The organism is Candidatus Mycolicibacterium alkanivorans (genome assembly GCF_022760805.1).
GTDB classification, from domain to species: Bacteria; Actinomycetota; Actinomycetes; order Mycobacteriales; family Mycobacteriaceae; genus Mycobacterium; species Mycobacterium alkanivorans.
This window is the reverse complement of the sequence record NZ_JAIVFL010000001.1, coordinates 3,512,399-3,537,881: the sequence shown is the minus strand read 5'-3', so window position 1 is coordinate 3,537,881 and position 25,483 is coordinate 3,512,399. Positions and strand designations below refer to the sequence as shown.

Below are 25,483 nucleotides of genomic sequence, written 5' to 3'. Positions count from 1 at the left end.
CTGCTAGCGTCTGCGCTCATGAGTGGCGCGGTCTGCCCGGGGTCGTTCGATCCGGTGACGCTGGGGCACGTCGACATCTTCGAGCGTGCCGCCGCGCAATTCGACGAGGTGATCGTCGCCGTGCTGGTCAATCCCAACAAGGCCGGCATGTTCGACGTCGACGAGCGGATCGCGATGATCTCCGAAGCCACCGCGCACCTGCCGAACCTGAGCGCCGAGTCCGGTCAGGGATTGGTGGTTGACTTCGTCCGCGACCGCGGATTCACCGCCATTGTCAAAGGACTTCGCACCGGAACGGATTTCGAGTACGAGCTGCAGATGGCGCAGATGAACAAGCACATCGCCGGGGTCGACACGTTCTTCGTCGCCACCGCGCCGGAGTACTCGTTCGTGTCGTCCTCGCTGGCCAAAGAGGTGGCCACCTTCGGCGGGGACGTCTCGAAGCTGCTGCCGGAGTCGGTGAACCGCCGGCTGCCGGCCAAGCTGGCGCAGCGGCGCGGCTGACGCGGTTTGCCGCCGGGCCCGCCGGGTATCGGGACAAGTCGCGCGCAGCCCAATCGGGTGTGGCCGGCATAATGAACGACGAGTGCTGATGCCGCCGCCCGCTGGCCAGCGAGCACGTCACAGATTGTCTTGCCGACACACCGGTCAGGCATCGCAGTCACGGGCGTAACACCAGGCACACTGGTCACTACCAACTACGCCAGGAGGGTGGCGCCGTGTACCGAGTTTTTGAAGCGCTCGACGAACTGAGTGCGATTGTCGAAGAGGCCCGCGGCGTGCCGATGACAGCCGGTTGCGTGGTTCCGCGTGGCGACGTCCTGGAACTGGTCGACGACATCAAGGACGCGATCCCTGGCGAACTCGACGACGCCCAGGACGTGCTCGATGCCCGCGACAACCTGTTGCGCGAGGCCAAGGAGCACGCCGACGCCATGGTGTCCAGCGCGACGGCCGAGGCCGACTCGCTGCTCAGCCACTCCCGTGCCGAGGCAGACCGGCTGCTTGCCGACGCGAAGTCGCATGCCGACCGCATGGTCGCCGAGGCCCGCCAGCACAGCGAGCGGATGGTCGCGGAGGCCCGCGAGGAGGCGTCGCGTCTGGCCGCGACGTCCAAGCGCGAGTACGAGGCCGCCACCAGCAGGGCCAAGGCCGAGGCCGACCGCCTGGTCGAAAGCGGCAACATGTCCTACGAGAAGGCCGTCCAGGAAGGCATCAAGGAGCAGCAGCGCCTGGTGTCGCAGAACGAGGTCGTGCAGGCCGCCAACGCCGAGGCTACCCGGCTCATCGACACCGCACACGCCGAAGCCGACCGTCTGCGCGGCGAGTGCGATATCTACGTCGACAACAAGCTGGCGCAGTTCGAGGACTACCTCAACGGCACGCTGCGCTCGGTGAGCCGCGGCCGTCACCAGTTGCGCACCGCCGCGGGCACACACGACTACGTGCAGCACTGACCCGCCCGCCCGCGCGTTCCGGTCCGACTCGGGCCGTGCCTCGCCCTAAGATCGGGGTTATGGCGACGTCACACCGTGCGGGAACGCACCAGCATCCGCGCTCGCCACTCGTCTTCGACGTCTCCAGGCTGGGGTGCAGACCGGGGTCGATGACGGAGATCCACGAAACCGTGCCCAGTCCCGAGCGGATCGGGCTGGACTTCATCGCCGTCGAGCGGGGCGCGGATCTGGACCTCGACCTTCGACTGGAGTCGGTGTCCGAGGGTGTTCTGGTCACCGGGACGGTGCGCGCCCCGACCCGCGGCGAGTGCACCCGCTGCCTGGGCCCGGTCACCGGCGAGATCGAGATCGGGCTCACCGAGCTGTTCGCCTATCCCGACAGCGCGACCGAGTCCACCACCGACGAGGACGAGGTGGGCCGCGTCGTCGACCAGACCGTCGACATCGAGCAGGCCGTCGTCGACGCGGTGGGCCTCGCCCTGCCGTTCGCACCGCTGTGCATCGAAGACTGCCCCGGCCTGTGCCCTGACTGCGGTGTCGCGCTCGCGACCGCCGAGCCCGGCCATCACCACGACAAGATCGATCCGCGTTGGGCGAAGCTGGCTGGCATGCTCGACGACTCGGACGGGGGTCAGGACCCCCGGCAGGCCGGCGGCCGATCGTGAGCCCGTCGCGTCAGAACCTGTTGGACGCCTTGGGCGTCGACCTGCCTGAGGAACTGCTGACACTGGCGCTGACCCATCGCAGCTACTCGTACGAGCATGGCGGCCTGCCCACCAACGAGCGCCTGGAGTTCCTCGGCGACGCGGTGCTGGGTCTGACGGTCACTGACGAACTCTTCCACCGCCACCCCGATCGCACCGAAGGCGATCTGGCCAAGCTTCGCGCCAGTGTGGTCAACACCCAGGCGTTGGCCGACGTCGGACGCGGATTGACCGACGAGGGTCTGGGAGCTCACCTGCTGCTGGGCCGCGGCGAGGTGAACACCGGCGGTGCCGACAAGGCCAGCATCCTGGCCGACGGCATGGAGTCTCTGATCGGTGCGGTCTATCTCCACCACGGACTCGGGGTTGCCTGCGACATGATCCTGCGGCTCTTCGGCGACCTGCTCGACACCGCCCCGACGCTGGGGGCCGGCCTGGACTGGAAGACCAGCCTCCAAGAGCTCACCGCCGCACGCAATCTCGGGTCGCCGTCCTACGTCGTCACCTCCACCGGTCCCGACCACGACAAGGAATTCACCGCCGTGGTCGTCGTCATGGACACCGAATACGGCACCGGCGTCGGACGTTCGAAGAAGGAAGCCGAGCAGAAGGCCGCGGCAGCGGCGTGGAATGCGCTGGAATCCGCTTGAGCCGCAGCATGGTTCGTCGCTCACATGCCTGAGCTTCCCGAAGTCGAGGTGGTCCGCCGCGGCCTGCAGGACCACGTGGCCGGCAAGTCCATCACCGCGGTGCGGGTGCACCACCCTCGCGCCGTCCGTCGGCACGTGGCCGGTGCCGCCGACCTGACCGCCCGCCTGCTCGGCGCCCGCATCACCGGCACCGATCGACGCGGAAAATACCTGTGGCTCAACCTTTCCGGCGACGGTGAAGCGCTGGTGGTGCATCTCGGGATGAGCGGGCAGATGTTGCTCGGACCCGTCCCGAACACCGACCATCTGCGCATCGCGACGCTGCTCGACGACGGTACGGCGCTCAGTTTCGTCGACCAGCGCACGTTCGGCGGCTGGCAGCTGGCCGATCTGGTCACCGTCGACGGCAGCCGGATCCCGGCTCCGGTCGCGCACGTCGCGCGCGACCCGCTGGACCCGCGGTTCGACCGCGACGCCGTCGTCGAGGTGTTGCGCCGCAAGCACTCCGAGATCAAGCGGCAGCTGCTCGACCAGACCGTGCTGTCGGGGATCGGCAACATCTACGCCGACGAGGCGTTGTGGCGGGCCAAAGTCAACGGCGCCCGGCTGGCCGAGAAGCTGACCCGCCGCCAGCTCGGCGAGGTGCTCGACGCCGCCACCGAGGTGATGCGCGAGGCGCTGGGGCAGGGCGGCACGTCGTTCGACTCGCTCTATGTCAACGTCAACGGGCAGTCCGGCTACTTCGACCGGTCGCTGAACGTCTACGGGCAGGAGGACCGGGCCTGCCGGCGGTGCGGCGCGGTGATCCGCCGGGAGAAGTTCATGAACCGCTCGTCGTTCTACTGCCCGAAATGCCAGCCCCGGCCCCGGCGTTGATCACCATCGAGATCGACGGTTTGGCGTGATTTACTCGCACTTTCGCGCCCGAATGTCGGTTGGGCGCAGAGGAAGGGAACATGACCGAACTGTGGGTGGAGCGCACCGGCGTGCGCCGCTACACGGGGCGCAGCAGCCGCGGCGCGGAGGTCCTCATCGGCTCGGAGACCGACGAGGGCGTCTTCACCCCCGGTGAGCTGCTCAAGATCGCCCTGGCCGGATGCAGCGGCCTGAGCAGCGACCAGCCGCTGCGCCGGCGCCTCGGCGACGACTACCAGGCGGTGATCCGAGTGTCCGGTGCAGCCGACCGGGAGCAGGAGCGCTACCCGCTGCTGGAGGAGAACCTCGAAATCGACCTGTCCGGCCTGTCGGCGGCCGAGATCGAACGGCTGCGGGTCGTGGTCAACCGCGCCATCGACCAAGTCTGCACCGTCGGGCGCACGCTGAAGTCCGGCGCCGAGGTCCGCTTCGACCTGACTGACACCGCCCCATGAGCGAACAGGTCCGGCTGACCGCCTGGGTGCACGGTTACGTCCAAGGCGTGGGTTTCCGCTGGTGGATGCGGTCACGCGCGCTCGAGCTCGGCCTGACCGGCTACGCCAGCAACCAGCCCGACGGCCGGGTGCTGGTCGTCGCGCAGGGCCCGCGGGCCGATTGTGAGCGCCTGCTGGAGCTGCTGCGCAGTGGATCGACGCCCGGATCGGTGGACAAAGTCGTTGCCGACTTGGCCGAATCCGGCGAGCCGATGAGCGGGTTCCGCGAGCGCTGATCGGACCGCCGGTACGCTCACTCGACGTGTACCTCAAGAGTCTGACGCTGAAGGGCTTCAAATCCTTCGCGTCACCGACGACTCTTCGCTTCGAACCGGGCATCACCTGCGTGGTCGGCCCCAACGGGTCGGGGAAGTCCAACGTCGTCGACGCGCTGGCCTGGGTGATGGGCGAGCAGGGCGCCAAGACGCTGCGCGGCGGCAAGATGGAGGACGTCATCTTCGCCGGCACCTCCTCGCGGGCCCCGCTCGGGCGCGCCGAGGTGACGTTGACCATCGACAACTCCGACAGCGCGCTGCCCATTGACTACTCGGAGGTCTCGATCACCCGGCGGATGTTCCGCGACGGCGCCGGCGAGTACGAGATCAACGGCCGCAGCTGCCGGCTGATGGACGTCCAGGAGCTGCTCAGTGACTCCGGCATCGGCCGGGAGATGCACGTCATCGTCGGCCAGGGCCGGCTCGCCCAGATCCTCGAGTCGCGACCCGAAGACCGCCGGGCCTTCATCGAGGAGGCCGCCGGTGTGCTCAAACACCGCAAACGCAAAGAAAAAGCGGTCCGCAAGCTCGAGTCGATGGGGGCCAACCTGGCCCGGCTCACCGACCTGACCACCGAGCTGCGCCGCCAGCTCAAGCCGCTGGGCCGCCAAGCCGAGATGGCGCGCCATGCCCAGACCATCCAGGCCGATCTGCGCGACGCGCGGCTGCGGCTGGCCGCCGACGACCTGGTGGTGCGCCGCGCCGAGTTCGCCGGCGCCGACAACACCGAGACCACCCTGCGCCGCGAACACGACGAGGCCGCCGCACGGTTGGCGGTGGCCACCGAGGCGCTGGCCGCCCACGAGGCGGCCGTGGCCACCCTCTCCGAGCGCACCGACGCCGCCCAGCAGACCTGGTTCCGCCTCTCGGCGCTCGCCGAGCGGGTCAGCGCCACCGTGCGCATCGCCAGTGAGCGGGCGCACTACCTCGACGCCGAGCCCACCGCGAGCAGCGGTCCCGACCCCGACGCGCTGGAGGCCGAGGCCGAGCAGGTCGCCGCGCGCGAACAGCAGCTACTCGCCGAGCTGGCGCAGGCGCGCGCTCGCCTGGAGGCCGCCCGCGCCGACCTGGGCGAGAAGGAACGCGCCGCGGCCGACGCCGAACGCGCTCACATGGCCGCGGTACGTGCCGAGGCCGATCGCCGGGAAGGCTTGGCGCGCTTGGCCGGTCAGGTCGAGACCATGCGGGCCCGGGTCGAGTCGACCGACGACGGGGTGGCGCGGCTGACCAACGCCATCGACGAGGCCGCCACCCGCGCACAGCAGGCGAAAGCCGAGTTCGAGACCGTACAGAGCCGGGTCGGCGAGCTCGACCAGGGTGAGGTCAGCCTCGACGAGCAGCACGACCGCAGCATCGCCGCGCTGCGTCTTGCCGACGAGCGGGTAGCCGAGCTGCAGGCCGCCGAGCGCGCCGCCGAGCGCCAGGTCGCCTCGCTGCGGGCCCGCATCGACGCACTCGCGGTGGGCCTGGAGCGCAAGGACGGCGCGGCCTGGCTGGCGCAGAACCACGGCGGCGCGGGGCTTTTTGGCACTATCGCCAAGCTGGTCAAGGTGCACTCTGGTTACGAGGTGGCGTTGGCCGCGGTGCTGGGTGCCGCCGCCGACGCGGTAGCCGCCGACGACTTCAGCGCGGCCCAGTCCGCGGTGCGTGCGCTGAAGGAGGGCGACGGCGGCCGGGCCGCGATCGTGCTGGGCGACTGGTCGGCCGGATCTCGGCCGCAGAGCGGGCCGCTGCCCGACGGCGCCCGGTGCGCCGTCGACCTGATCGACGCGCCGTCCCGGTTGCAGGGCGCGATGACCGCGATGCTCGCCGATGTGGCCGTGGTCGAGGACCTCGGTGCGGCCCTGGATCTGGTGGCGGCGCGGCCCACGCTGCGTGCGGTCACCCGCGACGGAGACCTGGTGGGCCCCGGCTGGGTCAGCGGCGGCTCCGACCGCAAGCCGAGCACCCTGGAGATCGCCTCTGAAGTCGACAAGGCCAGAGGCGAACTCGCCGCCGCCGAGAGTCAGGTCGAGGAGCTGACGGCCGCTTTGGGCGGTGCGCTCGGCGAGCAGGCCAACCGCCAGGACGCCGCCGAGGAGGCGCTGGCCGCCCTCAACGAGTCCGACGCCGCGATCTCGGCCATCTACGAACAGTTGGGCCGGCTGGGCCAGGATGCCCGCAGCGCGGAGCAGGACTGGCGCCGCCAGCTCGCCCAGCGCGATGAGCTCGAAACCAGCCGGGCGCAGACCGTCGAGGAGCTGACCGCGCTGGAAGGCCGGCTCAGCGCCGCCCAGGAAACCCAGACCGTCGTCGAGGATGCGCCGGTCGACCGCCAGCAGATGCAGTCCGCCGCAGAGGCTGCCCGCACCGTCGAGGTGGAGGCCCGCCTGGCGGTTCGCACCGCCGAGGAGCGCGCGAATGCCGTTCGGGGGCGGGCGGATTCGCTGCGTCGCGCCGCGGCAGCCGAACGGGAGGCACGGGTGCGCGCCCAACGCGCCCGCGCCGCCCGCGAGCACGCCGCGACGGTGGCGGCCGCGGTCTCGGAGTCCGGGCGCCGCATCGCCGAGCGGCTCAGTGGTGTGGTCGCCGCCGCCTCACGGCGCCGCGACAGCCTGGTCGCCGAGCGTCAGCAGCGGGCCACCGCGATGGCCGCGGCGCGCGAAGAGGTCGCCGCCCTGAACAACCGCATCACCGCGCTGACCGACTCCCTGCACCGCGACGAGGTGGCCAAGGCCCAGGCCGCGCTGCGCATCGAGCAACTCGAGCAGATGGTGCTCGAACAGTTCGGCATGGCCGGCGACGACCTGATCGCCGAATACGGCCCCGACGTCGCATTGCCGCCCTCGGAGCTGGAGATGGCCGAATACGAGCGGGCCAAGGAGTGCGGCGAGCAGGTCACCGCGCCCGCGCCGATGCCGTTCGACCGGCCCACCCAGGAGCGGCGGGCCAAGCGCGCCGAGCGGGAGCTGGCCGAATTGGGCCGGGTCAATCCGCTCGCCCTCGAGGAGTTCGCCGCCCTGGAGGAGCGCTACAACTTCCTGGCCACCCAGCTCGAGGACGTCAAGGCCGCCCGCAAGGACCTGCTGGATGTGATCGCCGACGTCGACAACCGCATCCTGCAGGTATTCTCCGAGGCCTACGCCGATGTCGAGCGTGAGTTCGAGCAGGTGTTCGCCACCTTGTTCCCGGGCGGTGAGGGCCGGCTGCTGCTCACCGACCCCAACGACCTGCTGACCACCGGCGTCGAGGTCGAGGCCCGCCCGCCGGGCAAGAAGGTCAAGCGGCTTTCGCTGCTCTCCGGTGGCGAGAAGTCACTGACCGCGGTGGCGATGCTGGTGGCCATCTTCCGGGCCCGCCCGTCGCCGTTCTACGTGATGGACGAGGTCGAGGCCGCGCTCGACGACGTGAACCTGCGCCGCCTGATCGGGCTGTTCGAGCAGCTGCGGGCTCAGTCGCAGCTGATCGTCATCACCCATCAGAAGCCGACCATGGAGATCGCCGACGCGCTCTACGGCGTCAGCATGCAAGGTGACGGCATCTCCGCGGTGATCTCGCAGCGGATGCGCGGCCAGGAGCTGGTCGGGGCAACCGCGCAGGGATGACGGCGAGGCCGCGCAGCCCGGCCAGGTTCTCCACGCCGCAAGCTCGGCGCCCAAAAACCGGGTGCTCAGGTCGACGGTGCTCAGGGTTGCCATCCCGGCCCGTTCCACGGTCTCGCGTACCCCGTTGGTCAGGGCGCGAGGCAGCCCCGCGCCGTGCCCTGAAAGAATGGCACGGTGTCACAGGATCTCTGGATCGTCATCGCTGTCATCGCCGTCCTGGTCGTCGCCGCACTCGTCATCGGCCTGGTGCGGTACCGGCGGCACCAGATCAGCTTGCGCCGCAGCTCAGAGGGTGCCACACCAATCGACCGGTCGGGCGGCTACACCGCGTCGTCGGGCATAACGTTCACACAATCGTCGGCAACGGCCACGCTGGACACCCCGGGGACAGACACCGGCGTGACCCGGCCGGGGGTGGGTGATGACGCGGCGATTCCGCGCGACTCGATCAAGCGCCCGATCTCCGAGGTGCGGCTGCCCGAGCCCCTGGTTGTCGAGCAGCCCCCGGCCCCCGAAGCTGCTCCCGCTCCCGCGCCGACCGCACCCGAGGTCGCGCCGACCGCACCCGAGGTCGCGCCGACCGCACCCGAGGTCGCGCCGACGGCGCCCGATGTCGGCGCCATCGCGCCCACCGCACCCGATGTCGGCGCCATCGCACCGACCGCACCCGATGTCGGCGCCATCGCACCGACGGAAGGCCGCCTCGAGCGGCTCCGCGGTCGCCTCGCCAAATCCCAGAACACGCTGGGCCGCAGCATGCTCGGCCTGCTCGGCGGCGGCGATCTCGACGAAGCCTCTTGGGAAGAGGTCGAGGACACCCTGCTGATCGCCGACCTGGGCCCGGTGGTAACCACCTCGGTCGTCGAGCACCTGCGCAGCAGGCTGGCCGCCAGCAGCGTGCGCAGCGAGGCCGACGCCCGCGCAGTCCTGCGTGAGGTGCTCATCGGCGAGCTCAACCCCGGCTTGGATCGCTCGATCAAGGCCCTGCCGCACGCCGACAAGCCCTCGGTGCTGCTGGTGGTCGGCGTCAACGGAACCGGCAAGACCACGACGGTGGGCAAGCTGGCCCGGGTGTTGGTCGCCGACGGGCGCCGGGTGGTGCTGGGCGCTGCCGACACCTTCCGCGCGGCAGCCGCCGACCAACTCCAGAGCTGGGCCGCCCGGGTCGGCGCGGATGTGGTGCGCGGCCCCGAGGGCGCCGACCCCGCTTCGGTGGCCTTCGATGCCGTGGACAAAGGTATCGCCACGGGCGCCGACGTGGTCGTCATCGACACCGCCGGCCGGCTGCACACCAAGACCGGCCTGATGGACGAACTCGGCAAGGTCAAACGGGTGGTGAGCAAGCGTGCGGCGGTAGACGAGGTGCTGCTCGTTCTGGACGCCACCATCGGTCAGAACGGCCTGGCTCAAGCCAGGGTGTTCGCCGACGTCGTCGACATCACCGGAGTGGTGCTCACCAAGCTCGACGGCACGGCCAAGGGCGGCATCGTCTTCCGCGTCCAGCAAGACCTGGGCGTGCCGGTCAAGCTCGTCGGCCTGGGCGAAGGACCCGACGATCTGGCACCGTTTGAGCCCGCCGCCTTCGTCGACGCGCTGCTCGGATAGCCGCAACTTCATTACGAACGACGCGAATTGCGGGATGTAACACCCGCGAAATGAAGACAGCGGATCCGTTCACATCCGCGAAACACCCAGGCGTCTCAGCGGAAACAACCACTCAGCATTGTCTTGGCCTAGGTCAACGGTGCCTAAACCGTGGCATGGGTGAAGGAGGAAACTGCGAGTGGACCAATTCCCGGTAATGGGCGCGCCGGACACCGGCGACACGGCGTGGATGCTTGCCAGCTCCGCGCTGGTGTTGCTGATGACGCCAGGCCTGGCCTTCTTCTACGGCGGCATGGTGCGCGCCAGGGGCGTGCTCAACATGATCATGATGAGCATCAGCTCGATGGGCGTGGTCACCGTGCTGTGGGTGCTCTACGGCTACTCGATGGCCTTCGCCGACGACAAGTTCAACCTGTTCGGCGATCCGATGAAGTACTTCGGTCTCAAGGGTCTCATCGGCGGTAACGCCATCGCAGCCGACCCGTCGAAGGGCGTGGAAGCGTCCACTATCGCGCTGGCCGGCACGCTGCCGCAGACGGTGTTCGTGGCTTTCCAGCTGATGTTCGCGATCATCACCGTGGCACTGATCTCGGGTGCGGTGGCCGACCGCCTGAAGTTCGGCGGCTGGCTGCTGTTCGCAGGCCTGTGGGCGACCTTCGTCTACTTCCCGGTCGCCCACTGGGTGTTCGCCTTCGACGGTATCACCGGTGAGCACGGCGGCTGGATTGCCAATAAGCTCAAGGCAATCGACTTCGCAGGTGGTACCGCGGTGCATATCAACGCCGGTACCGCAGGTCTGGTCCTGGCACTGATCCTCGGCAAGCGCCTCGGCTGGCCCACCTCGCCGATGCGTCCGCACAACCTGCCGTTCGTGATGCTGGGTGCGGGCCTGCTGTGGTTCGGTTGGTATGGCTTCAACGCCGGTTCGGCGACCAGTTCCAACGGCGCCGCTGGTACCACCTTCATCACCACGACGGTCGCCACCGCTGCCGCGATGCTGGGCTGGCTACTGACCGAGCGAATCCGGGACGGCCATGCCACCTCTCTGGGTGCGGCCTCGGGCATCGTGGCTGGCCTGGTTGCCATCACCCCGTCCTGTTCGTCGGTCAACGTGGTTGGCGCCCTGGCCATCGGCACCCTCGCCGGTATCGTCTGTGCGCTCGCTGTCGGTCTGAAATTCAAGCTGGGCTTTGATGATTCGCTCGACGTGGTAGGCGTGCACCTCGTCGGTGGTCTGCTCGGAACCCTGATGGTCGGTCTGGTGGCCACCAAGGAATCTCCGGCCGCAGTCTCCGGCCTGTTCTACGGCGGCGGCTTCGACCAGTTGATCAAACAGGCGATCGGTGCCTTCGCGGTTCTGGGGTACTCCGCAATCGGTACCGCTATCTTGGCCTTGATCGTCAAGTACACCATCGGACTGCGGCTTGATCGCGAGGACGAGGCGTCCGGCATCGACGAAGCGGAACACGCGGAGACCGCGTACGACTTCGCCGTGGCCGGCAGCGGCTCGGTTCTCGGACATCACGGCGTGGAGGAATGAGGGAAATGAAGCTGATCACTGCGATCGTCAAGCCGTTCACGCTGGAAGACGTCAAGACCGGCCTGGAGCAGACGGGTATTCTCGGAATGACCGTCAGCGAGGTCCAGGGGTACGGACGCCAGAAGGGTCATACCGAGGTCTACCGCGGTGCTGAATACTCCGTCGACTTCGTGCCCAAGGTCCGCGTGGAGGTCCTGGTCGATGATTCCGCTGTCGACAAGGTGGTGGATGTCATCGTGCACGCCGCACGGACCGGCAAGATCGGTGACGGCAAGGTGTGGGTCAGTCCGGTGGAAACCGTCGTCCGGGTTCGTACCGGCGAGAGGGGATCGGACGCCCTCTGACGCACACGATGTGAGTCTTCTTGCGGCCACACCGGATAAGCGTCAGTCGGCATCGGCCGCGGGAGGACTGAAGTGGCAAAGAACACAAGAGATTCCGCCGCCGAGGCGCCCCATTCGGAGGCGCCGGCGGCGGGCTCGTACAAGCCCGCCAAGGACCTGGCGCAGGCATGCCAGCAACTACTGGAGGGCAGTCAGCGCCAACTCGATTCGGTCGCACTGCGCGACGCACTGCTGGACCTGCACGAGTTCTGGCTGACCACCAAGGCCACCGAGATCGGGATCACCGCCACCAGCGGCTTCGCGCTGGTCGCCAGCGGCGGCCTGGGCCGCCGCGAGTTCGTGCCGTACTCCGACCTCGACCTCATGCTGCTGCATGACAACATGCCAGCCGATGTGGTGACGCAGGTGGCCGAACTGCTGTGGTACCCGTTGTGGGACGCCAACATCCGCCTCGACCACAGCGTGCGGACGGTTCCCGAGGCACTGCAGGTCGCCGGAGAGAACATCTCGGCCGGCCTGGCGATGCTGGAGGTCCGGCACATCGCGGGAGACTCCGAGCTGTCCTCACTGCTGATCGGCGGCGCCCGGCGGCAGTGGCGCACCGGGATCGCCTCCCGGTTCGACGAACTCGTCGAGCACACCCAGGCACGCTGGCGGCGCAGCGGACAGATCGCCCACCGGGCTGAGCCCGACCTCAAGTGCGGTCGGGGCGGCCTGCGCGATGTCCAACTGCTCAACGCGCTGGCCATCGCACAGCTGGCCGACGTCTACCCGAACCACTCCCTGGCCTCGCCCACCGGCACCCTCGGCGGGGCGCACCTGGCCCTGCTCAATGTCCGCACCGAACTGCACCGGGTATCCAAGCGCGGCCGAGACCAGCTGCTGGCCCAGTTCGCCGACGAGATCGGCGCCGCGCTGCACATCGGCGACCGGTTCGACCTGGCCCGTATGCTCTCCGATGCCGCCCGCACGATCAGTTACTACGTCGACGCGGGCCTGCGTACGGCCGCGAACGCCCTTCCCAAGCGCGGTCTTTCGGCGCTGCGCCGCCCGGCGCGCCGGCCACGGGACGAAGGTGTCATCGAATACGCCGGCGAGGTGATCCTGGCCCGCGACGCCCGCCCGGAACGCGATCCTGGTCTGATCCTGCGGGTGGCCGCCGCCTCGGCGACCACCGGCCTGCCGATCTCCGGATCGGCGCTGAGCAGGCTGGCCGACTCGGCACCCGAACTGCGCACCCCATGGCCGCGCGATGCCCTCAAGGATCTGCTGGTGCTCCTGGGCGCCGGTCCGACGACGGTGGCCACCGTCGAGGCGCTGGACCGCACCGGACTGTGGGGCCGGCTGTTCCCGGAATGGGGCGCGGTGCGCGACCTGCCGCCGCGCGACGTGATCCACATCTGGACCGTCGACCGGCATCTCGTCGAAACCGTCTCCCGGGCAAGCGCTTTCACCACCCGGGTGTCGAGGCCCGATCTGCTGGTGCTGGGCGCGCTGCTGCACGACATCGGCAAGGGCCGCGGGGGAGACCACAGCGTCATCGGCGCCGAGTTGGCGGTGCAGGTCGGCACTCGGTTGGGGCTGTGGCCCTCCGACATCGACCTGCTCTCGGCGGTCGTGCGCTACCACCTGCTGTTGCCCGACACCGCGACTCGCCGCGACCTGCAGGACCCGCAGACCGTCGCCGATGTGGTCGCCGCACTCAACGGTGACGCGGTGCTGCTGGAGCTGCTGGACGCACTGGCCGAGGCCGACTCTCTGGCCACCGGTCCGGGGGTGTGGGGCGACTGGAAGGCCTCGCTGATCGGCGATCTGGTCCGGCGTTGCCGCCTGGTAATGGCGGGCGAACCCTTGCCGCACGCTGATCCGGTTGAGCCCCATCATCTTTCGGTTGCCGCCGATCACAAGGTGCACGTGGAGATGGCACCGGGGGAAAGCGCGCACACCTTCAACGTCACCATGATCGCACCGGACAGGCGCGGGCTGTTGTCCAAGGCGGCCGGGGTGCTGGCGCTCAACTCGTTGCGGGTTCACTCCGCAGCGATCAACAGTGCCAGCGGCGCGGCGATCAACACCTTCGTCGTCTCACCCCATTTCGGCTCGCCACCGGCGGCCGAGCTGCTGCGCCAGCAGTTCATTCTGGCCCTCGATGGTGAACTCGACGTCATCGCCTCGCTGGAGAAGCGTGACCGCGAGGCCGCGCAGTACCGCACCGGAAGGGTCGGGCAGTCCAAGCCCGCTGTGCCGGTGAATGCGGCACCGGCGCCACCCCGGATCCTGTGGCGCCAGGGCAGTGCACCGGGCCAGCTGCTGGTGGAGATCCGCACCACCGACCGCACCGGGCTGCTCGCGATGCTCACCAACGTCTTCGAGCGGGCCGAGGTGGACATCGCCTGGGCCAAGATCACCACGTTGGGTTCCTCGGTGGTCGACCTGTTCGCGATCTCACTACCGGCGAATGCCGACCCTGACGAGGCCCGCCGGGCACTGGAGAGCGACATGTTCGCGGTGTTGCCGACCGCCGCGCCGCCCAATCCGGTCGAGGAAGCCAGCTAGCGCCGCCCTGCTCCGGTAAGAGGTGGCAGAGTTCTTGAACCCGGGCCGCCTGCGCGAGGCGGGGCCGGTGGTGTTCACTCGCAACGGCTAGTGCTAGTGGGGTGGCAGGCGGGCTGGTGGCGCCGCTGTGAACCGGGTGGCCTGCGGCGCCCGTCTCGCCGTCGACGCCACGACCAGTAGGCTTACGGCGTGTTTGAATCCCTGTCCGACCGGTTGACCGGTGCGCTCGCCGGGCTGCGTGGCAAGGGCCGTCTCACCGAGGCCGATATCGACGCCACCGCCCGCGAGATCCGCCTGGCCCTGCTCGAGGCCGACGTTTCGCTGCCGGTGGTCCGCGAGTTCGTCAACCGCATCAAGGAGCGGGCCAAGGGCGCCGAGGTCTCGGCCGCGCTCAACCCCGCCCAGCAGGTCGTCAAAATCGTCAACGAGGAGCTCACCGGCATCCTCGGTGGTCAGACCCGTCAGCTGGCGTTCGCCAAGACTCCGCCGACGGTCATCATGCTGGCCGGCCTGCAAGGCGCCGGTAAAACCACCCTGGCCGGCAAGCTGGCCAAATGGCTCAAGGGCCAGGGCCACACCCCGTTGCTGGTGGCCTGCGACCTGCAGCGCCCCGGCGCGGTCAGCCAGCTGAAGATCGTCGGCGAACGAGCCGGGGTCGGGGTGTTCGCTCCGCACCCGGGTACGGCCGAAGGTTTCCACGACTCCCCGCCGGGAGACCCCGTCGCGGTGGCGGCCGCAGGCCTTGCTGAGGCGAAAGCCAGGCACTTCGACGTCGTCATCGTCGACACCGCCGGCCGGCTCGGCATCGACGAAGAGTTGATGGCCCAGGCCGCGGCGATCCGCGATGCGACCCTACCCGACGAGACGCTGTTCGTGCTCGACGCGATGATCGGCCAGGACGCCGTCGCCACCGCAGAGGCGTTCGGCGCGGGGGTCGGGTTCACCGGCGTGGTGCTGACCAAGCTCGACGGCGATGCCCGCGGTGGTGCCGCGCTGTCGGTGCGCGAGGTCACCGGCGTGCCGATCCTCTTCGCGTCGACCGGTGAGAAGCTCGAGGACTTCGACGTCTTCCACCCCGACCGGATGGCCAGCCGCATCCTCGGCATGGGCGACGTGCTGTCCCTCATCGAGCAGGCCGAGCAGGTCTTCGACCAGCAGAAGGCTGAGGAGGCCGCCGCCAAGATCGGCTCCGGCGAGCTGACGCTGGAGGATTTCCTCGAGCAGATGCTGATGATCCGCAAGATGGGGCCCATCGGCAACCTGCTGGGCATGCTGCCCGGCGCGGGCCAGATGAAGGACGCCCTGGCCGCCGTCGACGACAACCAGCTCGACCGGCTGCAGGCGATCATCCGCGGCATGACCCCGCAGGAGCGGGCCGATCCGAAGATCATCAACGCCTCGCGGCGGCTGCGGATCGCCAACGGCTCGGGTGTGACGGTCTCGGAGGTCAATCAGCTCGTCGACCGCTTCTTCGAGGCCCGCAAGATGATGTCGCAGATGGCCGGCGCGATGGGTATGCCGTTCGGGCGGCGGTCGTCGAAGAAGAACGCCAAGAACAAGAAGGGCAAGAAGGGTGGCCGCGGGCCGACCCCGCCGAAGGCGCGTAATCCGCTGCTCGCCGGCGGACTGCCCGGTGGGTTCCCCGATCTGTCCCAGATGCCCGAGGGTCTCAATGAGCTGCCGCCAGGTCTGGCCGACTTCGATCTGTCCAAACTGAAGTTCCCCGGCAAGCAGTGATCCGTTGAGCGGGTTGCACGTTCGGGGCCGCGGGCTACCCGACGGCGAGCCTGTCGAATGGTGGATCGCCGACGGCGTCCTGCGCAGCGATCCCGTGGCCGACGCCGAAACCGTCTTCGACGGCGGCTGGATCATCCCCGGACTCGTCGACGCGCACTGCCACGTCGGGTTGGGGCCGCACGGTGAGATCCTTCTCGAGGAGGCGATCGCCCAGGCCGAGGCCGAACGTGGGGTGGGCGCGCTGTTGTTGCGTGACTGCGGATCACCCACCGACACCCGCAGCCTCGACGACCACCACGACCTGCCGCGAATCATCCGTGCCGGCAAGCATCTTGCCCGGCCCAAGCGCTACGGGCGCGGGTTCGCCATCGAGCTGGAGGACGAGTGGCAGCTACCCGAGGCGCTGGCCGAGCAGGCCCGCCGCGGTGACGGCTGGGTGAAACTCGTGGGGGACTGGATCGACCGGTCGGTGGGGGATCTGGCCCCGCTGTGGTCCGATGACGTGCTGCGCGCCGCGATCGCCGCGGCGCACGACGAGGGCGCCCGCGTCACCGCGCATGTGTTCAGCGAGGACGCGCTACCGGGCCTCATCGCAGCCGGCATCGACTGCATCGAGCACGGCACCGGGCTGACCGACGACACCGTGGCGATGATGGTCGAGCACGGTACCGCTTTGGTGCCGACCCTGATCAACGTCGATAATTTCCCCGGATTCGCCGATGCCGCAAGCAAATTCCCGTCCTACGCGACGCACATGCGTGAGCTCTACGCCCGCTGTCCGCAGCGGATCGCCGCCGCGCGGGAAGCCGGCGTGCCGATCTACGCGGGCACCGACGCGGGCAGCAACATTGCGCACGGCCGCGTGGCCGACGAGGTCGAGGCGCTCAAGGGCATCGGGATGACGCCGACCGACGCGCTGGGTGCGGCGTGCTGGGATGCCCGGCGCTGGCTGGGCCGACCGGTTCTGGCGGACGGTGCGCCGGCAGATCTGCTGTGCTTCACCGCCGACCCGCGCAGCGGCGCAGACGTGCTGTCGCGCCCCGACCGGGCGGTTCTGCGAGGTCGCGTGTTCTAGGCCGCGCCGTCGTCGTCACGGTGGTCGATGAGGCGTTCGGGGTGGTGGTAGGTGTTGACGCCACCGCCGTTGAAGGGCAGTTGGGATGGGGGAATCCATTCGGTGGTCCCGTCCGCGCGCTTGCGCACGCCCCAGCCTTCGTCGAGCAGCTTGTGGTCCGAATGGCAGGCTTGGGTCAGTTTGTCGATGTTGGTCAGCCCGCCCGTGGCCCATTCGTCGACGTGGTGGACTTCGGTGCGGTAGCCGGGGGCGTCGCAGCCGGGTCGCGTGCAGCCACGGTCTTTGGAGTGCAGGACAATTCGCTGATCTCCAGTGGCGATCCGTTTGCTGCGGCCCAGCCACAGAGCTTGGCCGGTTACCCCGTCGAACAGCGCCAGGTAGTGGTAGGCATGGACGGACATCCGGATGACATCGGAGATCGGGATGAGGGTGCCGCCGGCGGTGACGGCCTGTCCGGTCTTGGCTTGGATCTCCTGCAGAGTGGCGGAGACGATCACCGTCACCGGAAGACCGTTGTGCTGGCCGAGTCTCGGATCGCCGAGTTGCCCGCGCACCAGCGCGCTCAAGGCGTCGTGCCGGCGCTGGGGCAGGCTGCGGGCATCGCGCTCGGCGACGTCTGCGGTGGGCTCGCTTGTGACGGTGGGGGTTTGGTCATCGGGGTTACACACTCCAGGGCCGGCGAATTTCGCGAACCACGCATCGAGCATGGCGCGCAGTTCGGGGTTGGCAATGAGCTTGCCCACGCTCATGCCGTCGGGGCGTTGCGCACCGCACCAGGTGAATCCGCGCTTGCGGGCTCGGTCCTCGTCGGAGAAGGTGCCGTCGGGGTTCAGGGCCAGCGCCAGCCGGTGAGCGATCTTCTCCAGTTGGTCGGGCCGCAGGTTAGCGGCATGCTCGGCAAGCGAGGCTTCGGCTTTCTCGATCTCCGGGTCCGGAACGTGATCGGGCAGATCGCGGAAGAACTTCTCAATGACCCGTAGATGGTCGCCGTCGAGGACTCCGTCGTGCCAAGCCTCCGACGTCTTGGGCAGCAGCGGAGCCAGCGGTTCACCGGTCAGGGTCGTCCGTGCCGTGAGTTGCTCGGCGTCGCGGATTCGGCGACGTGATTCGGCTCGGCTGATCCGCAACACGTCGGCCAGCGTGATGCCCACCGGCGGGCAACCGGGGACGTGCTCGAGGCGGGCGATGTGGTCGAGGCTGATCGCGATCTGGCGGCGCCGCGCGGTTTCCAGCCGATCGACCACCTGGTACCGTTCGACTGCCTCGACCGCGTCGAGGTCGGCAGCGGCGAGTTCCTCCACGAGGCTGTCGAGGTCGTCGAGAACGGCAAGAATCGAACGCATGTTCGAATAGTATCGCGGCTCGCTGACAGATTCGGACTGACAAACCGACCTTCCGGCCGTGGGAGACAGAGCTAGCTGACGCTGAAGCCCCAGTCGAGCAGTGCCCGGCCTTGGTCCCACAGTTCGTCGCTGCCGTACATCAGCACCGCGATCAGCCGTCGGCCGTTGCGCTGCGCCATGGCGACGTAGGTCTCCTTGGCGAGGTTGGTGTAGCCGGTCTTGCCGCCAATGAAGCCGGGGTAGTTGGGCAGCAGGTGATCGTGGCTGGCGATCTGCTTCACACCGCCCTTGCCGTCGGGGAACAGCGCGGTGCTCTGGTGGATGATCTGGGCGAACAGCGGGTAGTTCAGCGCGGCCCGGTAGATCACTCCGAGATCGTTCGGCGTGGTCGCCGACTCCCAGCCCGGCCCGTCGAGCCCTGACGGTGAGCCGGCCCGCGTGCTGCGGGCGCCGAGTTGGTAGGCCTTGACGTTCATCTTCTGCGCTGCGACCTGGTGGCCACCCACCATGTCGGCCAGTGCGTTGGCCGCGTCGTTGCCTGAGACCATCAACAGCGCGTCGAGCAGTTGACGCGCGGTGTATACCGAGCCGGGCACGAGACCGACGCAGGAGCATTCGACGTCGGCGTTGGCTGCCGTCGCGCGCATCGCGGCCGCCGGGTTGACCTGATCCATGACCACCATCGCCAGCAGCGGCTTGATGGTGCTGGCCGGCGCGTATGTTCGGTAGGGGTCGCGGCTACCCAGGATGCGGCCACTGTCGAGGTCGGCGACCAGCCACGCCGGCGCCGGTCCGTCCGGCGGTGGTGCGGCGGCGGCCGAGGCAGCCTCCGGTGCACCGGAGGCGCTGGGTGCACCGAACGCTTGGGCGCCGAGGACGACCAACAGGCTCACCGCAGCGGGGAGTGCCGCTCGCCGCAAGCGACGTCCGCGCGGCGAACCGACAGGCATGTGGCCCAAGCGTAGGTACCGATGACCTCAGAACGGGTTCGGTGCGGTCTCGGATTTGTGGCGAACCTCCACGATCAGCGGCAATCGGTAGCGCAGAATAAGTAGGGTCAAACTCGCGATTCCAGCGTCGATGCAGCGAGTGCGGGTCGCTGCGAATGAGGGGAGTCACAATGAACGTCACGAAGCTGGCTGGAGCTGTTGCCGCCTGCGTCATCACGATCGGCATCGGCGCCGCCACCGTGCCCCCGGCGTGGGCGACGGACAACATCCGGATCTTCGGCGAGCAGGAAACGCTGAACGGTCCCAACGGACTCCCGTCATCGGCTATACGGTGAAGAAGCTGGCGCCGAGCAGCGATCCGGTGCTGCACAACGGCACGTTGTACGCGGCCGCCCAACTGGTGGTCGACGGGTTTGGCGGTGGCGCCCTCCCGATGATCGAGCGCTTCGGGGCCCGGGCACAATCCGGCGCCTTCTACCCTGCCATCTGGGGTGCATCGAACATGGGCAAGTTGTACTTCCTTAGTTAGTTAGTAATCCCACGGCCCGGGGCCCATCATGCCCGACCCCCACTGTCCAGGGCCCCACGGTCCCGGGCCCATCATGCCCGGTCCGCCGTATCCGCCGGGACCCATCATGCCCGGTCCGTACTGTCCAGGACCCCATGGTCCGGGTCCCCAGCAATTGGGGTCCCAGCCGTTGGGTCCCCAGCACTGGTCCCATGGGCCCTGGACCGGCAGCGCGGGCCCGCTCGTCGATGAAACCCCGCCTGAGGGTTGCGCGAGGGTGGTGGTCGTCTCGCCGCCGCTGAGCCCGATTGCGACCGATCCGGCTAGCGCGAGGATGGTCGCGGTGGTGATCGTTGCACGTCTGGCGAACATGGTTCGTCTCACTTATTTGGGTGGGCCGGTGACGTCGAGTTCGGCATACATCCCGGCCCAGTAGTGGCCGGCGATGTTGCAGATCAGCTCGTAGCGTCCCGGGGTCAGGGTGATGGTGGTCCAGCCGGTGCCGCCAGGGGCGATGCCGTATTGGGTGACTGGTCGTCACCTTTGTCGGCGCCGCAGGTGCGGGAGGCCTCACCCAGGCTGCCGGACTCGTCGACCTTGCCGTCCGGGCCGGTGACACGCCACCCGGGGTATTGGCCCTGTGCCAGGGGCAGCACGACGAGTTCGTGGCTCAACCCGCCGGTGTTGAGTACCCGCAACGACACCGGGCCCGCCGGAACGGAGGCTGGGGTGACGACGATGCGCATCATCCCCATGCCCGGGTATCGGTAGCCGGTTTGCCCCGGGCCGTTCGCGCCGTTCGGGCCGTTCCAGCCCGGCCCCATCATGCCGCCGCGGCCCATCATGCCCGGCCCCATCATCGCTCCCATGTCGGTGACGGTGACGTCAACCACCGCGCCCGGTAGCGCCGGCGCGGAACAGGACGGCGGCGGGGCGGCCGGGTACCGCCTGGGGCCCATCATGCCCGGGCCCCAGGCGCCGGGGGCGTTCGGGTAGGGGGCGTTGGCGGAGACGGGTGTTTGGCGGCCGAACGGCCCGCCGGTGTACCAGATCGCGGTAGTCGCGACCCCGAGGATCACCGATGCGATCGCGATGGCCAAGACCAGCCAGAGGCGGTGGGAGCGCATCGCGGTCAGCGGTGTTCGCGCAGCAGCGTCATGCGCCGCTGGTATTCGTCTTCGTCGATCTCGCCGCGGGCGAAGCGTTCGGCGAGCAGACCTTCAGCGCGGGCCGGCCCCGGTCCGGGCGGGTGCGCGCTGGTGTGCCGCGGACCGGTCAGGTAGAGGATGGCCAGGACCACGGCGGTGATCACCGCCGCCCAGAACAGCACCATTACCACGGTCATCAGGATCCAGCCGCCTGATCCCATGCCACCCCAGCCCCAGCCGTCATACATCATGGTCGCGCACCTTTCGCCTTGAATTACCAAGCCCGGCAACGTGAGTTGCTCAGGCCAGCCTGCGCGGACAGTGCCACGACCCGGTAGGGCCGATGGTCCTCAACCATCGGTGCGTTTCGGTATTACCGGCCAACGCACAGTATTATCGCTGTATGACGATTGATAGTGCGGGTTGTCTGGCCGGATCACCATCCGGGTCGGGTCTGGATGCGGCGGTGGCGTTGTTCCGTGGCCTCTCGGACGGCACCCGGTTGGCGATCGTGGGCCGGTTGGCTCGCGGGGAGGCCCGGGTGGCCGACCTGGTGACGGAGTTGGGGTTGGCCCAGTCGACGGTGTCGGCGCATGTGGGGTGTCTGCGCGAGTGCGGTCTGGTGGCGGGCCGTCCGCAGGGACGGCAGGTGTTCTACTCGTTGACCCGCCCGGAACTGCTCGATCTGTTGGTGGCGGCCGAAACACTGCTGATGGCCACCGGCAACGCGGTCGCGTTGTGCCCCAATTAAGGCACCGCCGGCGCATCGGGGTCTGCCTGTGAGTGACACCTGCTGCGGCCACGACGATTCCGGTCCCGACCGCGATGAGCGCGAGCGGGGCCCGGAGAAACTGTGGCAGGTCAGCGAGATCCGGGCTGCCGCTCTGGCCGGGGTGCTGCTGCTGGCGGGGCTGATCGTGGGCTGGGCCGGCGGACCCGCGCCGGTGACGCTGGTTGTGGAGGCCGCGGCGCTGATCATCGCCGGCGCCACCTTCGTCCCGTCCACTCTGAAGCGATTGGCGGCGGGCAAGATCGGTGTCGGCACCCTGATGACGATCGCCGCAGTCGGTGCGGTGGCCCTCGGTGAGGTCGGCGAGGCCGCGATGCTGGCGTTTTTGTTCGCGATCAGCGAGGGCCTCGAGGAGTACTCGATCACCCGTACCCGCCGAGGCTTGCGGGCGCTGCTGTCGCTGGTCCCCGCCGTCGCCACGGTGCGCCGCGGTGGGCGCGAATACCCTGTCTCCCCAACGGAACTCGCCGTGGGCGAGGTGATGGTGGTCAAACCCGGGGAGCGGATCGCCACCGATGGCGTGATCACCGCGGGGCGCAGCGCGCTGAACACCTCGGCGATCACTGGGGAGTCGGTGCCGATCGAAGCAGGCCCCGGTGATGCGGTGTTCGCCGGCTCAATCAACGGCGCCGGGGTTCTCGACGTGGAGATCACCGCCACCGCCACCGACAACTCGCTGGCTCGGATCGTTCAGATTGTGGAGGCCGAGCAGGCCCGCCAGGGTTCTAGCCAACGCCTGGCCGACCGGGTCGCCAGCCCGCTGGTGCCCGCGATCATGGTCGCCGCCGTAATCATCGCCGTGATCGGCAGCCTGGTCGGGGATCCGCGGGTGTGGATCGAACGGGCGCTGGTGGTACTGGTCGCGGCCTCACCGTGCGCGCTGGCGATCGCGGTGCCAGTGACCGTGGTCGCCGCGATCGGCGCCGCCAGCAAGATGGGTGTCCTCATCAAAGGTGGTGCCGCGCTGGAGGCCCTGGGCCGCATCCGCACGATCGCCCTGGACAAGACCGGCACCCTGACCCGCAACCAGCCCGCCGTCATGACCGTAGTACCCGCCGACGGGGTTTCGCGCCCCGAAGTGATGGCGGTGGCCGCCGCGCTGGAGGCCCGCAGCGAACACCCCTTGGCCGCAGCCATCCTCGCCGCCGCCGATCAGGTCACCCCGGCGCACAATGTTGAATCGGCCACCGGCGCCGGACTCACCGGCTGGCTGGACGGAAGTCCGGTCCGGCTCGGGCGGCCCGGCTGGATCCAACCCGGCCCGCTGGCCGAGGTCATCGACCGAATGCAGCGCGCCGGGGCAACCGCGGTGCTCGTCGAACGCGACGGTGCCGTGTTGGGTGCGGTGGCGGTGCGCGACGAGCTGCGACCCGAAGCCGCCGAGGTGATCGGTGGGCTGCGCGCCCGCGGCTACCAGGTGGCGATGCTGACCGGGGACAACGAGCGCACCGCCCGGGCGTTGGCCGCCGACGCCGGCATCGACGACGTGCACGCTGACCTGCGGCCCGAGGACAAGGCCCGCATCATCGAGGAACTGCGCTCCCGGCGGCCCACCGCGATGGTCGGTGACGGCGTCAACGACGCCCCCGCCCTGGCCACCGCCGACCTCGGCATCGCGATGGGCGCCATGGGCACTGACGTCGCCATCGAAACCGCCGACGTCGCCATGATGGGCCAAGACCTGCGCCACCTGCCCCAAGTGCTGTCCCACGCCCGCCGATCCCGGCGCATCATGCTGCAAAACATCGGCCTATCGTTGGCGATCATCACCATCCTGCTGCCCCTGGCCCTGCTCGGGGTCCTCGGCCTGGCCGCCGTGGTGCTCGTGCACGAACTCGCCGAGATCGTCGTTATCGCCAACGGTGTCCGCGCCGGGCGCGCCCAACCCCTAGCCGGGATCCCGCGACCAAACGGCCGCCGCGCGAGCACCCGCCGGGCGACTGCAGAGATCGGAAACGCCGCAAACCGCTGAGCAGGAAAGAGACAACGATGACCAAACTGGCACTATCAACCACACTGCACACCTCCTTCGACGACGCGGTCGCGCGAACCCGAACGGCCCTGGCCGACCACGGGTTCGGGGTGCTCACCGAGATCGACGTGAAAGCCACCATGAAGGCCAAACTCGACGTCGACATGGCCGATTATCTGATCCTGGGCGCCTGCAACCCGCCCCTGGCGCATCAAGCCGTGCTCAGCGACCCCGAGATCGGGCTGCTCTTGCCCTGCAACGTCGTCGTGCGCGCCGACACCACCCACGGCAACGACACCGTCATCGTCGATGCCATCAATCCCGCGCTGATGGCCGAGCTCAGCGACGCACCCGGAGTGGCACAGGTCGCCGAACAGGTCACCACCAAACTGCAAGCCGTCATCGACGCACTCGACCACACCTAAGGAATCGCGCAGTAATTGATTAGGTTTTTCCGTTTGGTTTGTCGACACTTGTGGTATGACGCTGCCTGCTGTGGACTCCGATCCGGTCGCCGCCCGTTTGTTGTTGATCCGCCCGCATCTGGATGAGCGGGCGTGGCGGTTGTTGCTCGGCGCGGAGGCCAAGGTGCTGGGTCGGGGCGGGATCAAGCTGGTCGCGGCGGCCGCTGCGGTGCATCCGGATACCGTGGCGGCCGGTGTGCGTGAGTTGGATTCCGGCGAACCGATTCCGGGGCGGGTGCGCCGGCCGGGTGCGGGGCGCCCGCCGATGGCGGTGACCGACCCCGATCTGGTCGCCGCGCTCGACGCACTGGTGGATCCGGTCACCCGTGGTGATCCGGAGTCGCCGTTGCGGTGGACGACCAAATCGACGGCGAAGCTGGCCGCCGAGCTGACCGCCAGGGGACATCGGGTGTCCGCACGGACGGTGGCCAAGCTGCTCAAACAGGCTGGTTACAGCCTGCAGGCGAACTCGAAAACCCTGGAAGGCACCCATCATCGGGATCGGGATGGGCAGTTCGGCTATCTCAACACCCACGTCGAAGGATTCCAGGCCGACGGGGACCCGGTGATCAGCGTGGACACCAAGAAGAAAGAACTCGTCGGCAACTACACAGCTGCCGGCCGCGAATGGGAGCCCGCCGGGTCACCCCGGCAGGTGCAGGTGCACGACTTCGCCGACAAGGCCCTGGGCAAGGTGGCCCCCTACGGGGTCTACGACATCGCCGCCAACACCGGCTGGGTCAACGTCGGCACCGACGCCGACACCGGCGCGTTCGCGGTGGAATCGATCCGCCGCTGGTGGACCACGATGGGCGCCATCAGCTATCCCGGCTCGGACAAGCTGCTGATCACCGCCGACTCCGGCGGCTCCAACGGATCCCGGCTGCGGCTGTGGAAAACCGAACTCGCCGCCTTCGCCACCGAGGCCGGACTCGACATCACGGTCTGCCACCTGCCGCCCGGCACCTCCAAATGGAACAAGATCGAACACCGGCTGTTCTCCGCGATCAGCCGCAACTGGCGCGGACGACCCCTGGAGTCCCACGAGGTAGTCATCGAAACTCTCAGGGCAACAACCACATCCACCGGGCTGACCGTGAACGCGGTGCTTGACACCACCACCTACGAGCGCGGCATCAAGATCACCGACAAGCAGATCGCCGCCCTCGAAGCCACCCAACTGCACCGTCACGAATTCCACGGCGACTGGAACTACACGCTCACAGCCGACCACACCGCGACACGCCCAACAGAACCCACCTAATTACTCCGCGCTCCCTAACTCGCCCCGGGTCACGGGTGCGGCCATGCGAACGATGACAATTGCGTGCTGCTGGCGGTAGGCCACCGGCCACGCTGTTGGAGAACACCC

23 protein-coding genes and 1 pseudogene are annotated in these 25,483 nt (G+C 68.8%); 20 read left to right on the top strand and 4 right to left on the bottom strand.

Translation table 11 applies throughout. The annotated features are described in order from the left end of the window. Positions 1 to 18 precede the first annotated feature (18 nt). From coaD to K9U37_RS17260, 14 genes are all read left to right on the top strand, one after another. Positions 19 to 504, top strand: a complete 486-nt coding sequence (coaD, locus tag K9U37_RS17325) for a pantetheine-phosphate adenylyltransferase (protein ID WP_243072742.1) — start codon at positions 19 to 21, stop codon at positions 502 to 504. A gap of 215 nt (positions 505 to 719) precedes the next feature. After that, on the top strand, positions 720 to 1,457 hold the full coding sequence (sepIVA, locus tag K9U37_RS17320) for a cell division protein SepIVA (protein ID WP_243072741.1): 738 nt from the start codon (positions 720 to 722) through the stop codon (positions 1,455 to 1,457). Positions 1,458 to 1,516: 59 nt separating this feature from the next. Beyond that, positions 1,517 to 2,122 carry a YceD family protein gene (locus tag K9U37_RS17315; RefSeq protein WP_243072740.1) on the top strand — a complete coding sequence of 202 codons (606 nt, stop codon included), beginning with the start codon at positions 1,517 to 1,519 and terminating at the stop codon, positions 2,120 to 2,122. Beyond that, positions 2,119 to 2,811: a ribonuclease III gene (rnc, locus tag K9U37_RS17310; RefSeq protein ID WP_243072739.1), complete on the top strand. Its 693-nt coding sequence runs from the start codon at positions 2,119 to 2,121 to the stop codon at positions 2,809 to 2,811. Before K9U37_RS17315 ends, rnc begins: the two co-directional genes overlap by 4 nt. A 24-nt stretch (positions 2,812 to 2,835) precedes the next feature. Next, a complete protein-coding gene (gene mutM / locus K9U37_RS17305; RefSeq protein WP_243072738.1) occupies positions 2,836 to 3,687 on the top strand; it encodes a DNA-formamidopyrimidine glycosylase in 852 nt (283 codons plus the stop codon). 80 nt (positions 3,688 to 3,767) lie between these two features. Then, positions 3,768 to 4,181, top strand: a complete 414-nt coding sequence (locus tag K9U37_RS17300; protein ID WP_243072737.1) for an OsmC family protein — start codon at positions 3,768 to 3,770, stop codon at positions 4,179 to 4,181. Beyond that, positions 4,178 to 4,456 carry an acylphosphatase gene (locus K9U37_RS17295; RefSeq protein ID WP_243072736.1) on the top strand — a complete coding sequence of 93 codons (279 nt, stop codon included), beginning with the start codon at positions 4,178 to 4,180 and terminating at the stop codon, positions 4,454 to 4,456. The genes K9U37_RS17300 and K9U37_RS17295 overlap by 4 nt, the downstream gene beginning before the upstream one ends. A gap of 26 nt (positions 4,457 to 4,482) precedes the next feature. After that, the gene (gene smc / locus K9U37_RS17290; protein WP_243072735.1) at positions 4,483 to 8,079 is read left to right on the top strand and encodes a chromosome segregation protein SMC; all 3,597 of its coding nucleotides are present in this window, start codon (positions 4,483 to 4,485) and stop codon (positions 8,077 to 8,079) included. A gap of 174 nt (positions 8,080 to 8,253) precedes the next feature. Further along, positions 8,254 to 9,684, top strand: coding sequence for a signal recognition particle-docking protein FtsY (gene ftsY, locus K9U37_RS17285; RefSeq protein ID WP_243072734.1), 1,431 nt, complete (start codon positions 8,254 to 8,256; stop codon positions 9,682 to 9,684). A 196-nt stretch (positions 9,685 to 9,880) separates the two neighbouring features. Next, positions 9,881 to 11,224 (top strand): ammonium transporter, encoded by a 1,344-nt coding sequence (locus tag K9U37_RS17280; RefSeq protein WP_243073436.1) that lies wholly within the window; start codon positions 9,881 to 9,883, stop codon positions 11,222 to 11,224. A gap of 5 nt (positions 11,225 to 11,229) precedes the next feature. Further along, the gene (locus K9U37_RS17275) at positions 11,230 to 11,568 is read left to right on the top strand and encodes a P-II family nitrogen regulator (protein WP_243072733.1); all 339 of its coding nucleotides are present in this window, start codon (positions 11,230 to 11,232) and stop codon (positions 11,566 to 11,568) included. Positions 11,569 to 11,640: 72 nt separating this feature from the next. Then, complete coding sequence (locus K9U37_RS17270) at positions 11,641 to 14,124, top strand: [protein-PII] uridylyltransferase (protein WP_243072732.1); 2,484 nt, start codon at positions 11,641 to 11,643, stop codon at positions 14,122 to 14,124. Between the two features lie 189 nt (positions 14,125 to 14,313). After that, positions 14,314 to 15,861 carry a signal recognition particle protein gene (gene ffh, locus K9U37_RS17265; RefSeq protein WP_243072731.1) on the top strand — a complete coding sequence of 516 codons (1,548 nt, stop codon included), beginning with the start codon at positions 14,314 to 14,316 and terminating at the stop codon, positions 15,859 to 15,861. Positions 15,862 to 15,865: 4 nt separating this feature from the next. Then, positions 15,866 to 16,936: a metal-dependent hydrolase family protein gene (locus tag K9U37_RS17260; protein WP_243072730.1), complete on the top strand. Its 1,071-nt coding sequence runs from the start codon at positions 15,866 to 15,868 to the stop codon at positions 16,934 to 16,936. Here the strand turns inward: K9U37_RS17260 and K9U37_RS17255 are convergent. Next, the gene (locus tag K9U37_RS17255) at positions 16,933 to 18,279 is read right to left on the bottom strand and encodes an HNH endonuclease signature motif containing protein (RefSeq protein WP_243072729.1); all 1,347 of its coding nucleotides are present in this window, start codon (positions 18,277 to 18,279) and stop codon (positions 16,933 to 16,935) included. The two genes, K9U37_RS17260 and K9U37_RS17255, sit on opposite strands and share 4 nt — an antisense overlap. A gap of 71 nt (positions 18,280 to 18,350) precedes the next feature. Next, entirely contained in the window at positions 18,351 to 19,229 is an 879-nt protein-coding gene (locus tag K9U37_RS17250; RefSeq protein WP_243072728.1) for a D-alanyl-D-alanine carboxypeptidase family protein, read from the bottom strand. A gap of 170 nt (positions 19,230 to 19,399) precedes the next feature. On the opposite strand from K9U37_RS17250, the gene K9U37_RS17245 reads away from it, so the two are divergent. Further along, positions 19,400 to 19,564, top strand: a complete 165-nt coding sequence (locus K9U37_RS17245; RefSeq protein ID WP_243072727.1) for a hypothetical protein — start codon at positions 19,400 to 19,402, stop codon at positions 19,562 to 19,564. Continuing rightward, on the top strand, positions 19,561 to 19,758 hold the full coding sequence (locus tag K9U37_RS17240) for a DUF1942 domain-containing protein (RefSeq protein WP_243072726.1): 198 nt from the start codon (positions 19,561 to 19,563) through the stop codon (positions 19,756 to 19,758). The genes K9U37_RS17245 and K9U37_RS17240 overlap by 4 nt, the downstream gene beginning before the upstream one ends. 363 nt (positions 19,759 to 20,121) lie before the next feature. Here the strand turns inward: K9U37_RS17240 and K9U37_RS17235 are convergent. Together K9U37_RS17235 and K9U37_RS17230 are read right to left on the bottom strand one after the other, a co-directional pair. Then, positions 20,122 to 20,864 (bottom strand): annotated as a pseudogene (locus K9U37_RS17235) (sulfocyanin). 5 nt (positions 20,865 to 20,869) lie between these two features. Next, a complete protein-coding gene (locus K9U37_RS17230; protein ID WP_243073435.1) occupies positions 20,870 to 21,133 on the bottom strand; it encodes an SHOCT domain-containing protein in 264 nt (87 codons plus the stop codon). Positions 21,134 to 21,288: 155 nt separating this feature from the next. Between K9U37_RS17230 and K9U37_RS17225 the strand changes: the two genes are divergently transcribed. Genes K9U37_RS17225 through K9U37_RS17210 form a run of 4 tightly spaced genes read left to right on the top strand, consistent with a single transcriptional unit; the run spans position 21,289 to position 25,375 of the window. Further along, the gene (locus K9U37_RS17225) at positions 21,289 to 21,636 is read left to right on the top strand and encodes an ArsR/SmtB family transcription factor (protein ID WP_243072725.1); all 348 of its coding nucleotides are present in this window, start codon (positions 21,289 to 21,291) and stop codon (positions 21,634 to 21,636) included. Between the two features lie 28 nt (positions 21,637 to 21,664). Beyond that, positions 21,665 to 23,647 carry a heavy metal translocating P-type ATPase gene (locus K9U37_RS17220; RefSeq protein WP_243072724.1) on the top strand — a complete coding sequence of 661 codons (1,983 nt, stop codon included), beginning with the start codon at positions 21,665 to 21,667 and terminating at the stop codon, positions 23,645 to 23,647. 17 nt (positions 23,648 to 23,664) lie between these two features. Beyond that, the gene (locus K9U37_RS17215) at positions 23,665 to 24,072 is read left to right on the top strand and encodes a DUF302 domain-containing protein (RefSeq protein WP_243072723.1); all 408 of its coding nucleotides are present in this window, start codon (positions 23,665 to 23,667) and stop codon (positions 24,070 to 24,072) included. Positions 24,073 to 24,127: 55 nt separating this feature from the next. Beyond that, a complete protein-coding gene (locus tag K9U37_RS17210; protein WP_443627151.1) occupies positions 24,128 to 25,375 on the top strand; it encodes an ISAzo13 family transposase in 1,248 nt (415 codons plus the stop codon). Positions 25,376 to 25,483: the final 108 nt, after the last annotated feature.

Excerpts from the sequence above, each read along its gene's own strand:
- K9U37_RS17215 (WP_243072723.1), top strand. The coding sequence starts at position 23,665 with ATGACCAAACTGGCACTATCAACCACACTGCACACCTCCTTCGACGAC.
- K9U37_RS17295 (WP_243072736.1), top strand. The coding sequence starts at position 4,178 with ATGAGCGAACAGGTCCGGCTGACCGCCTGGGTGCACGGTTACGTCCAA.
- mutM (WP_243072738.1), top strand. The coding sequence starts at position 2,836 with ATGCCTGAGCTTCCCGAAGTCGAGGTGGTCCGCCGCGGCCTGCAGGAC.
- K9U37_RS17280 (WP_243073436.1), top strand. The coding sequence starts at position 9,881 with ATGGGCGCGCCGGACACCGGCGACACGGCGTGGATGCTTGCCAGCTCC.
- K9U37_RS17250 (WP_243072728.1), bottom strand. The coding sequence starts at position 19,229 with ATGCCTGTCGGTTCGCCGCGCGGACGTCGCTTGCGGCGAGCGGCACTC.
- K9U37_RS17255 (WP_243072729.1), bottom strand. The coding sequence starts at position 18,279 with ATGCGTTCGATTCTTGCCGTTCTCGACGACCTCGACAGCCTCGTGGAG.
- K9U37_RS17300 (WP_243072737.1), top strand. The coding sequence starts at position 3,768 with ATGACCGAACTGTGGGTGGAGCGCACCGGCGTGCGCCGCTACACGGGG.
- K9U37_RS17230 (WP_243073435.1), bottom strand. The coding sequence starts at position 21,133 with ATGTATGACGGCTGGGGCTGGGGTGGCATGGGATCAGGCGGCTGGATC.
- K9U37_RS17210 (WP_443627151.1), top strand. The coding sequence starts at position 24,128 with ATGACGCTGCCTGCTGTGGACTCCGATCCGGTCGCCGCCCGTTTGTTG.
- coaD (WP_243072742.1), top strand. The coding sequence starts at position 19 with ATGAGTGGCGCGGTCTGCCCGGGGTCGTTCGATCCGGTGACGCTGGGG.
- K9U37_RS17225 (WP_243072725.1), top strand. The coding sequence starts at position 21,289 with ATGACGATTGATAGTGCGGGTTGTCTGGCCGGATCACCATCCGGGTCG.
- K9U37_RS17275 (WP_243072733.1), top strand. The coding sequence starts at position 11,230 with ATGAAGCTGATCACTGCGATCGTCAAGCCGTTCACGCTGGAAGACGTC.
- K9U37_RS17245 (WP_243072727.1), top strand. The coding sequence starts at position 19,400 with ATGAACGTCACGAAGCTGGCTGGAGCTGTTGCCGCCTGCGTCATCACG.
- K9U37_RS17315 (WP_243072740.1), top strand. The coding sequence starts at position 1,517 with ATGGCGACGTCACACCGTGCGGGAACGCACCAGCATCCGCGCTCGCCA.